This window comes from Brevundimonas sp. UBA7534 (genome assembly GCF_002479325.1).
In the GTDB taxonomy this organism is placed as follows: Bacteria; Pseudomonadota; Alphaproteobacteria; order Caulobacterales; family Caulobacteraceae; genus Brevundimonas.
In genome coordinates, this window is record NZ_DLMO01000079.1 from 1 (window position 1) to 12,880 (window position 12,880).

Consider the following 12,880-nt stretch of genomic DNA (forward strand, 5'->3'; position numbering starts at 1 on the left):
AAGGCCCGGCTGATGCGCGACAAGGGCTGAGGTGCGACGGGGCTCAGGCCTCGATCAGCGTCCGGGCGCGCGCGAAGATCGCCTCGAACATCTGGGGCGTCAGGCGGCCGGTGTTCGTGTTCAGGCGCGAGCAGTGATAGCTGTTCAGGATGACGTAGCCGCCGGCCTGCCCCTCGGCGCCGTGGCCGGCGGGCATGGCCGTGCCGGGCCGTCCGAACGCCTTCAGGATATTGCGGCGGGAGACATCGCCCAGGGTGACGATCACCTTCAGGTTCGGCAGCAGCTTCAACCGGTCGATCAGGAAAGGGCGGCAGGTCGTCTCCTCGATCGGCAGGGGCTTGTTGCCGGGCGGGGCGCAGCGCACCGCATTGGTGATCATGCAGTCGGTCAGGGCCAGGTCGTCGTCGCCGTCGGGGTCGTAGGTTCCTGTTGCGAAGCCCGCCTTCTTCAGCGTGTCGTATAGCAGCCAGCCGGCATGGTCGCCGGTGAAGGGCCGGCCTGTGCGGTTCGCGCCGGTGCGGCCGGGGGCCAGGCCCGCCACCAGCAGGCGCGCGTTCGGATCGCCGAACGACGGGGCCGGGCCGTTCCACCAATCGGGGTTCTGGCGCGCGTTCTCCTGTCGATAGGCGACCAGGCGCGGGCACAGGGGGCAGTCGCGCGGCGGTTCGGGCGTCAGGCTCATTGCGCGGCCTTCGGGCGGCCGAAGTCGGCCATCAGGTCGTTCAGGTCCAGGAAGGCGTCCGCCTGGCGGCGCAGTTCGTCGGCGATGTGCGGCGGCTGGGTCTTCTGGGTGGAGACGACGGTGACGCGCACGCCCCTGGCCTGGACCGCCTGCACCAGCCGCCGAAAGTCGCCGTCGCCCGAGAACAGGACGACGTGATCCAGTTTCGGCGCCAGCTCCAGCATGTCGACCGCGATCTCGATGTCCATGTTGCCCTTGATGCGGCTGTGGCCCTGGCCGTCGGTGAAACGCTTGACCGGCTTGGTCACGACCGAAAAGCCGTTGTAGTCCAGCCAGTCCACCAGCGGCTTCACTGGCGAGAACTCTTCGCCCTCGACCACCGCCGTGTAATAATAGGCCCGGATCAGGCGGGACCGGTTGCGGAACCAGTCCAGCATCCGCCGGAAGTCGAGGTCGTGCTGCAGGGCGCGGGCGGCTGAATAGAGATTGGAGCCGTCGATGAAGACCGCCAGCCGGTCGTCGGGATGAAACATGGTCGAAGCCGTCGAAAGCGATGAAGAAAAGGACGTCCGGCCCGACGTCAGAATCGACGAGGGCCTTGATCTGGACGGTGCAGTCATCGTGGCCCTGGGCTGCAATGACAAGGGGGCATGGGCCTCGTGCCGTGAGGCGTTGGAGGCGGCGCTGGCCCGGTTCCGGTGCGAGGGTGTCGATGTGGTGGCGCGGTCGTCGTGGTGGTCGTCGCTGGCGTGGCCCGACGCGGACGACCCGCCCTTCCTGAACGGCGTCGTGATGGTCAGGACCGAACACGATCCCCATGCGCTGATGGCCGCCCTGGGCCGGATCGAGGACGCCTTCGGCCGCCAGCGCTCCACCCGCAATGCGCCGCGTACGCTGGACCTGGACCTGATCGCCTACGGGCGGCTGAGCGGCGATCTGGACGGCCTGATCCTGCCGCATCCGCGCGCCGCCGAGCGCCGGTTTGTCATGGGGCCGATCGCGGAGATCGCGGCGGACTGGCGGCATCCGACCGTCCAGAGCGACGCGGGCACGCTGCGGGATGCTGCGACGGTCGGCCGCGACGCCCACCCGCTTGGCTGACTTGCGCCCGGGCTCTGGGCGTGAACTTCTGCCATGGATGACACCGAGAGACACGCCATGCTCAGCCTCTTGCTTTCAGGCCTGATCGCCACCGCCGCGGTTCAGGAAAGACATCCGGCGCCGGCTTCCCCTCCCGCCGGCGTCGGCATCGTGGTCCATGAGGCGGACGTGCGCGTCCGGCAAGTTCCGCCGCACAACGGGACCGGCATGAGCACCGCCTACCGAATCTCCGACGTCGCGCCGAACCGGGGCATGGAGTTCAGGAAGCGGGTGATGCATCCCGGCGCGTCCATCGGCCTGCACGTCATCGCCCATGACGAGGTCTATCATGTGGTCAGCGGGGAGGGGGAGGTGACCTCCGACGGGGTCACGACACGGATGAAGGCCGGCGACACCGCCTACCTCTACGACGGCAATAACGTCGGCATCACCCAGGTGGGCGGGGAGGATCTGGTGCTGATCATCGCCTATCCGCTGGCCGAACGCCGCGACTGACGCCCAACTTCCGCCCCTGTGGCGTTGCAAAAAGCCGTCCCCATCTGTATTTGACGCGGTTCTCCCCCGCGTTCGAGGAATTTCATGGCCCGCGTCACCGTCGAAGACTGCATCGAGAAGGTTCCGAACCGCTTTGGCCTTGTGCTGCTGGCCGGTCACCGCGCCCGCAACATCGCCAACGGCGCCGCCCTGACGCTCGACCGCGACAACGACAAAAACCCGGTCGTGGCCCTGCGCGAAGTCGCCGAGGACACGGTCAAGCCGGACGAGTTGCGCGAGAACATCATCACGACGCTGCAACGCGTCGACGAGCGCACCGAGGCCGAGGACGAGGCCGAGACCGTCGCCCTGCTGGCCGAACCGCAGCACATGAACATGGCTGAGGCGGAGCTGATCCGCGCCCTGCAAAGCGACCGCGACGGCGGTCAGGAGGAGCGGTACTGACGCCCGAGGGAGCCCCTGGCGTCACTATCCTGCCGGCGCGGACCGAGACGGCCCCGCCGGCGCCCCAAGCTGCAAACCGAAACGAGCCCGTTCCGGCATCCCCGAAAGAGGCACCGGCGCCGAAGCGTGCGCCGATCATGCGCCAGTTCGAGCTGATCGAGGCGGTCAAGGCCTATGACCCCACCGCCGACGAAGCGCTGCTGAACCGCGCCTATGTCTATGCGATGAAGATGCACGGCTCGCAGTTGCGGGCCTCGGGCGATCCCTATTTCGCCCACCCGATCCAGGTCGCCGGCATACTGACCGACTATCGGCTGGACACGGCCACCATCGTCACCGCCCTGCTGCACGACGTGGTCGAGGACACTTCGGCGACGCGCGACGACATCGCCGGCATGTTCGGCGAAGAGGTCGCGGTCCTGGTCGAGGGCGTGACCAAGCTGTCGCGCCTGGAGCTTCAGGCCGAGCACACGCGCCAGGCGGAGAACCTGCGCAAGTTCATCCTGGCCATCAGCCGCGACGTGCGGGTGCTGCTGGTCAAGCTGGCCGACCGCCTGCACAACATGCGCACCCTCCAGTACGTGAAGCCGGAGAAGCGCGAGCGCATCAGCCGCGAGACCCTGGAGGTCTATGCGCCGCTGGGCCGGTCGATCGGCATCCACTCCATCGCGTCGGAGCTGGAGGAGCTGGCCTTCACCCATCTGAATCCGACCGCCAAGACCGCCATCGAGCGGCGGCTGGAGGCGTTGAAGCTGGAACACGGCCAGGCCATCGAGGGCGTGTCGCACGAGATCGAGCGCGTTTTGGCCGAGGCCGGGATGGGCGCGCGTGTGTTTGGCCGGCAGAAGACGCCCTATTCGATCTGGCGCAAACTGCAGAGGAAGTCGGTCGGCTTTTCGTCCCTGTCCGACATCTACGGCTTTCGCGTCATCGTGGACGCCGAGGACGACTGCTACCGCGCGCTCGGCGTGATCCACCGCGCCTGGCCGATGGTGCCCGAGCGGTTCAAGGACTTCATCTCGACGCCCAAGTCGAACAACTATCGCTCGCTGCACACGACGGTGGTGGGGCCGCGCGGCCTGCGCATCGAGATGCAGATCCGCACCGAGGACATGGATCGCGTCGCCGAGGACGGGGTGGCGGCGCACTGGCGCTACAAGAACCAGTCCTACGGCTTCGACCATGAGGCGATGGAGCGGGGCGGGGGGCGTGACCCGCTGCAGAACCTGCGCCATCTGGTGCAGGTGATCGAGCACGGCGAGGGCGGCGAGGACTGGGTCGAGCACGCCAAGCTGGAGATGTACCTGGACCAGGTTTTCGTCTTCACGCCCAAGGGGCGGCTGGTCACCCTGCCGCGGGGTGGGATGCCGCTGGACTTCGCCTACGCCGTCCACACCGAGGTCGGCGACACGGCCGTGGGCGTCAAGATCAACGGCGAACTGAAGCCGATGCGGACGCCGCTGCAGAACGGCGACGTGGTCGAGGTCATCACCGGCGCCAAGCGCGAGGTGCCGGCCGACTGGCGCAGCCTGACCGTGACCGGCCGCGCCCGGTCCGCCATCCGCCGCCACATCCGCACGACCGAGCGGGAAGAATTCGTCAAACTGGGCCGGACCGCGCTGGAGCACACGCTGACGCGGGTGGAGAAGGCGCTGGCCGACGTGTCGCTGAAGCCGGTGCTGGAAACCTTCGTGGTCGCGTCCGACGACGACCTGTTCGAGGCGCTGGGTCGCGGCCGGGTGTCGCCGACCAGCGTGGCGGAGACCCTGTTCCCGTCGTTGAAGGGCCGCTTGAAGGCCGGGCCGGAGAAGCAGCGCATCCAGAACGACAAGGCGCGCCTTTTCGTGCGCGGCGGCGGGCTGACGCCGGGCGTCAGCGTCAACTTCGGGCAGTGCTGCACCCCGGTTCCGGGCGACCGGATCGTCGGCATACTGGAGCCCGAGGTCGGCCTGACCGTGCACACCATCGACTGTCAGACCCTGGCCGACTACGCCGACGACGATTCGGTCTGGCACGACCTGCAATGGACGCCCGAGGCCGAACAGCGCGCCGTCGCCGCCGCGCGCCTGCGCGCCACCATCCGCAACGCGCCCGGCGTTCTGGGGCAGGTGACGACGCTGATCGGCGAGGCGGGCGGCAACATCATCAACCTGTCGATGGCGCACCGGCAGCAGGACTTCTTCGACGTGGACGTGGACGTGGAGGTCGAGGACGCCAAGCACGCGACCATGATCATGGCCGCCCTGCGGGCCAACCCCTCCGTCGACAACGTGGAACGTGCGCGCGGATGACGGACGACCGGCGCAAGGCCAATGCGGCGCAGATGGCGTCGCCGTCCTATCGCATGGCGGCGATGGACCAGGATTTCCTGCTGGGCGATTCCATGCGTGGCGTGCGCTTCCTGATGGAGTACGCCAAGGCCGAGGAGGCGCTGCGGGCCTGGGGCGTACGCTCCACCATCGTGGTGTTCGGCAGCGCGCGTGTTCGTGAGGACCAGCCTTGGTACGAGCAGGCGCGCGCCTTCGGGCGGCTGGCCTCGGAGCGGGGCGGCGCCCTGCGCGGGTCGGTCGGCGAGCCGCGCGACAACGTGATCGCCACTGGAGGCGGCCCCGGGATCATGGAGGCGGCCAATCGCGGCGCCGTGGACGCGGGCGCGCCGTCTGTCGGCTTCAACATCACCCTGCCGCACGAGCAGGAGCCGAACGCCTATTCGACGCCGGAGCTGACCTTCCGCTTCCACTATTTCGCGATGCGGAAGATGCATCTGGCCATGCGAGCCAACGCCCTGGTGGTGTTCCCGGGCGGGTTCGGCACCTTCGACGAACTGTTCGAGCTTCTGACGCTGCGCCAGACGGGCAAGGCGCCGCCGATCCCCGTCGTGCTGGTCGACAAGGCCTATTGGACCGAGGTCATCAATTTCGAGGCTCTGGCCCGGCACGGCATGATCGCCGACAGGGATCTGGACCTGATCGGCTTCGCCGAAGACGCCGAGGGCGTGTGGGCCGAACTGGAGCGTCGCGGGCTGAGACCGCACCAGGATATCGAATAGCGACGCTGGAGGCTTCATCCGCGCGCATTCCGGGTCTAGAGACGGCGCATGAACACCCAAGACGTCCTCAACGAATTCCGCGACGCCGGCGCCCTGCGCGAAGGCCACTTCGTCCTTTCGTCCGGGCTGCACAGCCCGGTCTTCCTGCAGAAGAACCTGGTCTTCATGGACGGCGCGCGGTGCGAGCGGCTGTGCAAGGCGCTGGCCGAGAAGATCGCGGCCGAGGTGGGGGCGGTCGACGTCGCCATATCGCCGGCCGTGAAAGGCATCATTCCCGGTTACGAGACCGCCAAACACCTGAAGGTCCGGTCCATGTACGTCGAGCGCGAGGGCGGCGCGTTCAAGCTGCGGCGCGGCTTCTCGGTCGAGCCGGGCGAAAAGGTGGTGATGGTCGAGGACATCGTGACCACGGGCCTGTCGTCGCGCGAATGCATCGCGGCCATCCAGGCGGCCGGCGGAACGGTGGTCGCGGCCGCCTGCATCGTCGATCGTTCGGGCGGCAAGGCGGATGTGGGCGTGCCCCTGATCGCCTTGGCCTCGATGGAAGTCCCCGCCTATCCGGCCGACGCCCTGCCGCCGGAACTGGCGGCCCTGCCGGTCGAGGACCCGGGCAGCCGTCGGTTGGCGAAATAGGATGAGGCGCGATCGGGTCAGGCTGGGGGTCAACATCGACCACGTGGCCACCGTGCGGAACGCGCGCGGCGGCAAGCACCCCGATCCCGCGCGCGCGGCCGAGGCGGCGCTGGCGGCGGGGGCGGACGGAATCACCGCCCACCTGCGCGAGGATCGACGCCACATCACCGACGCCGACATCGACGTGCTGAGCGCCCTTTGCGCCCGCGCCGACAAGCCGCTGAACCTGGAAATGGCGGTGACCGAGGAGATGCTGGCCATCGCCCTGCGGCACCGTCCGCACGCCGCCTGCCTGGTGCCCGAACGGCGCGAGGAGGTGACGACGGAGGGTGGACTGGCCGTCGCGGGGCACGAAGCCCGCATCGCCCCGGTGGTGAAGGCGCTGGCCGACGCCGGGGTGCGGGTGTCGCTGTTCATCGAACCGGCCGAAGATCAGGTCGAGGCCGCCGCCGCCGTGGGCGCGCAGGTGGTGGAGTTCCACACCGGCCGCTATTGCCACCTGACCGAACCGGGCGAGCGAGAGGTGGAGTTCGAGCGTCTGGCCGCGGCCGCCGCCCAGGCCGACATCCTGGGGCTGGAGGTCCACGCCGGCCACGGCCTGGACTACGACACCGCGCCGCGGATGCTGGCCATCCCGGAAATCCGCGAACTGAACATCGGCCATTTCCTGATCGGCGAATCGATCTTCATCGGCCTGGACGCCGCCATCCGCCGGATGCGCGCGGCGATGGACGCGGCATGATCGTCGGGGTCGGGGCCGATCTGTCGGACATCCGCCGAATCCAGGCGTCGCTGGACCGGTTCGGCGAGCGGTTCAAGCAGCGCTGCTTCACCGATCTGGAGCGCACGCGCTCGGACCGAAAGCCCGATCCGGCCTGGAGCTACGCCAAGCGTTTCGCCGCCAAGGAAGCTTGCGCCAAGGCGTTGGGCACCGGGATGAGGGCCGACGTCTATTGGCGCGACATGGGGGTGGTGAACCTACGCTCGGGCCAGCCGACGATGGCCCTGACCGGCCACGCGGCGGACCATCTGGCGCGACTGACCCCGCCCGGCCATGAGGCGAAGATCCACCTGACGCTGAGCGATGAACATCCGTATGCGCTGGCTTTTGTCGTGATCGAAGCCTTGCCGGTGGCGTAATCGCGCTATACCCGTCCGCTGACGACCGCGACCCTGCGGCAAAGGATGCCTGATCGCATGAGCGAAGCCGAAAAGCCGCGGGCCGACGCTGTGGCCGAAACCTCCGACACCGCCGGCGACGGCCCGATCTACGCCTCGGGCGCCGCGCCTCACGGCAAGGCCAAGTCGGCTGGAAGCGAGACCGTCGAGGTCATCAAGACCGTGGTCTTCGCCCTGCTGATCGCGATGGTGCTGCGCATCTTCCTGTTCCAGCCCTTCACCATCCCCTCGGCCTCGATGGAGCCCAATCTCTACGAGGGCGACTACATCGTGGTGTCGAAGTGGTCGTACGGCTATTCCAAGCACTCGATCCCGTTCAGCCCGCCGCTTTTCGACGGCCGCATCCCGGCCGGCGCCCCTGCGCGCGGCGACATCGTGGTGTTCAAGCTGCCGCGCGACAACAAGACCGACTTCATCAAGCGCGTGATCGGCCTGCCGGGCGACCGGGTGCAGATGATCGCCAACAAGCTCTACATCAACGGTCAGCCAGTGAAGGACGTGGTGGTCAGCCAGGGCGAGATGCAGGACATCTTCGGCCCGCGCCCGATCACCGAAGTCCGCGAGACCCTGCCCAATGGCAAGACCTTCATGACCCAGGACTTCGGTCCTGGCGGCGATCTGGACGATACGCCGGTCTATCAGGTGCCGGCCGGCCACTACTTCATGATGGGCGACAATCGCGACAACTCCATCGACAGCCGGGTCGATCCGCTGAACGGCGTGGGCATGGTCCCGGCCGAGAACCTGGTCGGCAAGGCGCAGATGATCCTGTTCTCGTGGGAGCCGGGCTCGTCGCTGTGGAATCCGGTCAGCTGGTTCCGGGTGCGGCTGGACCGCTTCTTCACCGTCCTGCACTGATGGCGAACGCCCGCGCCGAGGCCGTGGCCGCGCTGGAGACGCGGCTGGGCCACGTCTTTCAGGACAAGGGCCTGCTGGAACGCGCCCTGACCCACGCCAGCGTCAGCGAGGGCGCCCCTCCTGGGGCGCATGGCGCGCGAGACAACGAGCGGCTGGAGTTCCTGGGCGACCGCATCCTTGGCCTGCTGACGGCCGAACGGCTGTTCCGCGACTTCCCGGCGGCGGACGAAGGTCAGCTGTCCTCGACGCTGCACGCCCTGGTCGACAAGGCGGCCTGCGCCAAGGTGGGCGAGGCCTGGGGCGTCGGCGCGGCGCTGCGGCTTTCGGCGGGCGAGACCAAGACGGGCGGGCGACGCAAGGCCGGCGTCATCGCCGACGCCGTCGAGGCGATCCTGGCGGCGGTCTATCTGGACGGCGGGCTGGAAGCGGCGCGCGCAGTCTATGAACGCGGCTGGGCCGCCGATCTGGCCGCCCCGCCGCCCCGCAGCCTGACCAATCCGAAGTCGGCCCTGCAGGAGTGGGCGCAAGGGAAGGGGCGGCCCCTGCCGTCCTATCGCGTGGCCGAGCGCACAGGCTCCGATCACGCCCCGACCTTCACCGTCGAAGTGACGGTGCAGGGCGTCGAACCCTTGACCGCACAGGGCCGTTCGCGTCAGGAGGCGGAGAAGGCCGCCGCGACGGCCATGCTGAAACGTGAAGGCGTGATTTGACCGAGACCCCCAACCCCGCACAGCGCGCCGGCTTCGCCGCCATCATCGGCGCGCCCAACGCCGGCAAGTCCACCCTGGTGAACCGGCTGACGGGCTCGAAGGTCTCCATCGTCACCCAGAAGGTTCAGACCACCCGCTTTCCCGTGCGCGGCATCGCCATGGAAGGCGACGCCCAAATCATTCTGGTCGACACGCCCGGCATCTTCACGCCGCGTCGCCGACTGGATCGTGCCATGGTCGCCTCAGCCTGGGGCGGGGCCGAGGACGCGGACATCGTCGTGCACCTGATCGACGCCCAGTCGCACATCAACGCCGAAGGGCGCGACGGCACGGCTGCGGACCGCCGCTCGGCCGAGGACACCGAGACCATCATCGCCAATCTGCAGGCGACCGGGACCAAGGTGGTGCTGGCGCTGAACAAGATCGACGGGATGCGCCGCGACACCCTGCTGGCGTTGTCGCAGAAGCTGTTCGAGAGCGGCGTCTATGAGGAGGTCTACATGATCTCCGCCGCGAACGGCGACGGCGTGGACGACCTGAAGCAGCGTCTGGCGCGATCGATGCCCGAGGGGCCGTGGCTGTATCCCGAGGACCAGGCCGCCGATGTGCCGGTGCGGGTTCTGGCCGCCGAGATCACGCGTGAGAAGGTCTATCTGCGCGTCCACGAGGAACTGCCTTATTCGGCGGCGGTGGAGACGACCAGCTTCGAGGATCGCGCCGACGGCTCGGCCCGCATCGAGCAGACCATCTATGTCGAGCGCGAGAGCCAGCGGCCCATCGTCCTGGGCAAGGGCGGGCAGACGCTGAAATGGATCGGCCAGAAGGCGCGCGAGGAGCTGAACGAAATCCTCGGGCGCCAGGTTCACCTGTTCCTGACGGTGAAGGTCGATCCGAAGTGGCAGGATTCACGGGCGCTCTATGCCCAATTCGGCCTCGATTTCGACGTCTGATCGCGTCGTGTTCGAAGTGCCGCGTAAAGCCGGGGGCCACCCTCGCACCGTTATCGCCGTTCTCGCCGCCCTGGGGCTGGGGGCTGCGGTCTGGGCCGGGGTGGCGACTGCGAACCGTCCCCCGCGCGATGCGGTCCTGGCCTCCCTGCGGCCGGAGGCGCCGCCGCGACCGCCGGTCGTCGTGGTCGAGGATCTGCCCCAGCTGGCCGAGCGGCTGGACCGGGAAGCAGCCGCGCACCGCTTCATGGGCGCGGTCCTGGTGGCCAAGGGCGACCGCATCCTGTTCCGCCAGGTTTACGGCAAGGCGAACTATGAGACCGACCAGCCGCTTAAGCTGGACTCGCGGTTCCGCCTGGCTTCGGTGTCCAAGCAGTTCACCGCTGTCGCCATCCTGAAGCTCCAGGACGAGGGACGGCTGAGCATCGGCGATCCTGTGTGCAAGTGGATTCAGCCGTGCCCGGACGCCTGGGCGCCTATCCGCATCCATCATCTGTTGTCGCACACTTCCGGCATTCCCGACCTGATGGCGCGGGGAGGCTGGGGCTTGCGGCGAGTGACGCCGGCGACGCTGGGCGAACTGACCGAGGACTCAAAGGCTTTCCGGCTTCAGTTCGAGCCGGGATCGAAGATCCGCTACAACAACGCCGGCTTCAACCTGGCCGCGGCCATCGTCGAAAAGGCCAGCGGGCGGCCGTTCGAGGCCTATATGAACGAGGCCGTCTTCGGCCCGCTGGGCCTGAAGGACACTGGGCTGGACCTGGACGGCGGGGACCACGGCGTCGTCATGGGCTACGCCAACTTCCCGGGCGGCCTGGCGGCGCAGCCGAACGCCAACACCTCGATCGTGGCCGGCGCGGGAGCGGTCTATTCGACCCTGGACGACCTGCTGGTCTGGCAGCGTGCCCTGCATCGGGGGGAGGTGCTCACGCCGTTCAGCTATCAGCAGATGCTGACCGATCACGCGCCTGACGATACGCCCAAGGAGCGCGGGCGGCCGCACCGCGCCTGGGGATACGGCATCTTCTCCAACCGACTGGGCGAACAGGTCACGCCATCCTTCGAGGACCGCCAGATCTATCACACCGGCAGCTGGGGCGGGTTCCGAAACCTGATGCTCTATCAGCCCGAGGCGGACGTCTCGGTGATCGTGCTGTCCAACAACTATCACCTGCGCGACCAGGTCTTCCTGATCGCCGAACAGGCGATGGCCGAGGCGCTGGGCCGGGAGTTTCCGACGGGCCTGGATCGCTAGGCCGGCTTCATCGAGCCGGTCTCGATGAAGCGCTGGTGCCAGGACAGGGCCTCGGTCAGCAGGTGCGGGGTCTGCAAGCCGTAGGAGCCCTTCAGGGCGCGTTGGTGATAATCCTCCAGCGCGTCGCGATAGTCCGGATGGGCGCAGTTGGCGATGATGACCCGGGCGCGCTGCTTGGGCGACAGGCCGCGCAGGTCGGCCAGGCCCTGTTCTGTAACGATGACCTGGACGTCCTGGGTGATGTGGTCGACATGGCTGGCCATCGGCACGATGGCCGAGATGGCGCCGTTCTTGGCCGTCGACGGGGTGACGAAGCAGGAGATGTAGGCGTTGCGCGCGAAGTCGCCCGAACCGCCGATGCCGTTCTGGATGCGCGATCCCATGACGTGGGTGGAGTTCACCGCCCCATAGATGTCGGCCTCGATCAGGCCGTTCATCGCGATGCAGCCCAGGCGGCGGATGATCTCCGGGTGGTTGGAGATTTCCTGCGGACGCAGGATCAGCTTGCCCCGGAACTGGTCCATGCGGTTGTTCAGGTCGGCGGCCGCCTCGGGGCTGAGCGAGAAGGCGGTGGCCGAGGCGACGGTCAGCTTGCCGGAATCCAGCAGGTCCAGCATTCCGTCCTGCAGCACCTCCGTATAGGCGGCCATCCGTTCGAACGGACCGTCCTGCAGGCCCGCCAGCACCGCATTGGCTACATTGCCCACGCCCGATTGCAGCGGCAGCAGCGCGGCCGGCAGCCGGCCCTGCTTCACCTCGTGCTTCAGGAATTCGATCAGGTGGCCGGCGATGGCGCGGGCGTTCGCGTCCGGGGCGGCGAAGGGCAGGTTGCGGTCCGGGGCGTCGGTCTCCACGATGGCGGCGATCCGGGCCGGGTCGATGCGGAAGGTCGGCTGGCCGATCCGCTGGTCGGGCCGGGTCAGGGGGATCGGCACGCGGTCGGGCGGCAGGGCCGTGCCGTAATAGACGTCGTGCATCCCCTCCAGCGCCGCGTTCTGCCAGGCGTTGACCTCCAGGATCACGCGCTGGGCCCGGTCCAGCCAGGTCTTGTTGTTGCCGATGGAGGAGGAGGGGACCAGCGAGCCGTCCTCGTGGATGGCCGAGACCTCGACCACGGCCGTATCCAGCGGACCCAGGAACCCCTGCCAGGCGGCGGGCGCGACCTGGCTCAGGTGCATGTCCAGATATTCCATCTGGCCCGCGTTGATCTTCTCGCGCGCGATCGGATCGGAGTTGTAGGGCAGGCGGAACTCGATCCCGTCGGCCTTGGCCAGGGCGCCGTCCAGTTCAGGCCCGGTCGAGGCGCCGGTCCAGACGCGCACCCGGAACGGATCGCCCGCCGCATGGGCCGCCTCGATGCGCACCGCGAGCGCCGGCGGCACCGCCTTGGGATAGCCCGAGCCGGTGAAGCCGCTCATGCCCACGGTCGCGCCGGGCGGAATCAGGGCGGCCGCGTCCTCGGCGGACATGACCTTGGAACGCAGGGACTGGCTGCGGATACGCGACATGGGCTCGTCGGGGCTGCGC

Annotated in this window: 15 protein-coding genes; 12 read left to right on the plus strand and 3 right to left on the minus strand. The window is 68.3% G+C overall.

Translation table 11 applies throughout. The features are described 5' to 3' along the window. Nucleotides 1-43: 43 nt before the first annotated feature. The gene (locus B2U11_RS05940) at nt 44-682 is read right to left on the minus strand and encodes a uracil-DNA glycosylase (protein ID WP_292070568.1); all 639 of its coding nucleotides are present in this window, start codon (nt 680-682) and stop codon (nt 44-46) included. Next, a complete protein-coding gene (locus tag B2U11_RS05945; RefSeq protein WP_292070569.1) occupies nt 679-1,215 on the minus strand; it encodes an NYN domain-containing protein in 537 nt (178 codons plus the stop codon). Before B2U11_RS05945 ends, B2U11_RS05940 begins: the two co-directional genes overlap by 4 nt. Here B2U11_RS05945 and folK point away from each other — a divergent pair. From folK to B2U11_RS06005, 12 genes are all read left to right on the plus strand, one after another. Further along, nucleotides 1,214-1,783 carry a 2-amino-4-hydroxy-6-hydroxymethyldihydropteridine diphosphokinase gene (gene folK / locus B2U11_RS05950; RefSeq protein ID WP_292070570.1) on the plus strand — a complete coding sequence of 190 codons (570 nt, stop codon included), beginning with the start codon at nt 1,214-1,216 and terminating at the stop codon, nt 1,781-1,783. The two genes, B2U11_RS05945 and folK, sit on opposite strands and share 2 nt — an antisense overlap. A 33-nt stretch (nt 1,784-1,816) precedes the next feature. Beyond that, nucleotides 1,817-2,278 (plus strand): cupin domain-containing protein, encoded by a 462-nt coding sequence (locus tag B2U11_RS05955; RefSeq protein ID WP_292070571.1) that lies wholly within the window; start codon nt 1,817-1,819, stop codon nt 2,276-2,278. A gap of 84 nt (nt 2,279-2,362) precedes the next feature. Further along, complete coding sequence (gene rpoZ / locus B2U11_RS05960; protein WP_249750476.1) at nt 2,363-2,722, plus strand: DNA-directed RNA polymerase subunit omega; 360 nt, start codon at nt 2,363-2,365, stop codon at nt 2,720-2,722. 137 nt (nt 2,723-2,859) lie between these two features. Continuing rightward, a complete protein-coding gene (locus B2U11_RS05965) occupies nt 2,860-5,013 on the plus strand; it encodes a RelA/SpoT family protein (RefSeq protein ID WP_292070574.1) in 2,154 nt (717 codons plus the stop codon). Next, nucleotides 5,010-5,771, plus strand: a complete 762-nt coding sequence (locus B2U11_RS05970) for a TIGR00730 family Rossman fold protein (RefSeq protein ID WP_292070576.1) — start codon at nt 5,010-5,012, stop codon at nt 5,769-5,771. Before B2U11_RS05965 ends, B2U11_RS05970 begins: the two co-directional genes overlap by 4 nt. A 48-nt stretch (nt 5,772-5,819) precedes the next feature. Further along, nucleotides 5,820-6,404 (plus strand): orotate phosphoribosyltransferase, encoded by a 585-nt coding sequence (gene pyrE, locus B2U11_RS05975; protein WP_292070577.1) that lies wholly within the window; start codon nt 5,820-5,822, stop codon nt 6,402-6,404. A 1-nt stretch (nt 6,405) separates the two neighbouring features. Continuing rightward, nucleotides 6,406-7,146: a pyridoxine 5'-phosphate synthase gene (locus tag B2U11_RS05980; RefSeq protein WP_292070579.1), complete on the plus strand. Its 741-nt coding sequence runs from the start codon at nt 6,406-6,408 to the stop codon at nt 7,144-7,146. Next, nucleotides 7,143-7,544, plus strand: coding sequence for a holo-ACP synthase (gene acpS / locus B2U11_RS05985; RefSeq protein WP_292070581.1), 402 nt, complete (start codon nt 7,143-7,145; stop codon nt 7,542-7,544). The genes B2U11_RS05980 and acpS overlap by 4 nt, the downstream gene beginning before the upstream one ends. Before the next feature lie 57 nt (nt 7,545-7,601). Next, nucleotides 7,602-8,441, plus strand: a complete 840-nt coding sequence (lepB, locus tag B2U11_RS05990; protein WP_292070583.1) for a signal peptidase I — start codon at nt 7,602-7,604, stop codon at nt 8,439-8,441. Beyond that, a complete protein-coding gene (rnc, locus tag B2U11_RS05995) occupies nt 8,441-9,151 on the plus strand; it encodes a ribonuclease III (protein ID WP_292070584.1) in 711 nt (236 codons plus the stop codon). The genes lepB and rnc overlap by 1 nt, the downstream gene beginning before the upstream one ends. Beyond that, on the plus strand, nt 9,148-10,101 hold the full coding sequence (gene era, locus B2U11_RS06000) for a GTPase Era (protein ID WP_292070585.1): 954 nt from the start codon (nt 9,148-9,150) through the stop codon (nt 10,099-10,101). The genes rnc and era overlap by 4 nt, the downstream gene beginning before the upstream one ends. Nucleotides 10,102-10,108: 7 nt before the next feature. Next, nucleotides 10,109-11,353, plus strand: a complete 1,245-nt coding sequence (locus B2U11_RS06005; protein ID WP_292070587.1) for a serine hydrolase domain-containing protein — start codon at nt 10,109-10,111, stop codon at nt 11,351-11,353. Here the strand turns inward: B2U11_RS06005 and B2U11_RS06010 are convergent. Further along, on the minus strand, nt 11,350-12,861 hold the full coding sequence (locus B2U11_RS06010) for an acetyl-CoA hydrolase/transferase family protein (protein ID WP_292070591.1): 1,512 nt from the start codon (nt 12,859-12,861) through the stop codon (nt 11,350-11,352). The genes B2U11_RS06005 and B2U11_RS06010 overlap by 4 nt on opposite strands. Between the last annotated feature and the right edge of the window lie 19 nt (nt 12,862-12,880).